The sequence below is a fragment of the Bradyrhizobium sp. Arg816 genome (genome assembly GCF_029989365.1).
Lineage (GTDB): Bacteria > Pseudomonadota > Alphaproteobacteria > Rhizobiales > Xanthobacteraceae > Bradyrhizobium.
Genome location: NZ_JAPRAQ010000226.1, coordinates 1 through 442 on the forward strand (window position 1 = coordinate 1; position 442 = coordinate 442).

Genomic DNA, 442 nt, shown 5'->3' on the forward strand with positions numbered 1-442 from the left:
GAAAATGGTGATTTTTAACCGCAATGATAAAAGATGCAGGAAAATTTGCAGAGAAAGACAGGAACCGGGTTATGAAATTCTGGCCGTACGACTGATTAGTTCGGCAGAGTTTTTTACTTTTAATTTTTCCAATAAATGCCTGCGATGGGTTTCAACTGTATTGTTACTGATAAAAAGCTTATCGGAAATTTGTTTTGATGAAAATCCTTCCCCAATACATTTTAAAACTTCTTTTTCTCTTTTGGTCAAAACATCCAGATCTGGGTAATATTGATCAACTAAAGTTTGATCAACGTCTGGTTTATCCTTAGATGCTAATAATTTAGCCCAGGCCTTTACCATTGTATTTTCTTCTTCCTTTTTAAGGAGAAAGTTCTCCAGGCTAGATTGATAATTATGTTTTTGTTTGGTGATGTCGGTGATTTTACCAACAGATTTAGTT

Annotated in this window: 1 protein-coding gene; it reads right to left on the reverse strand. The window is 34.2% G+C overall.

Features of this window, described 5'->3' with window-relative positions; all coding sequences use genetic code 11:
• Positions 1–69 precede the first annotated feature (69 nt).
• Positions 70–442: response regulator transcription factor (locus OWC48_RS46635; protein ID WP_282526013.1), on the reverse strand; the 373-nt coding region annotated here is incomplete at its 5' end.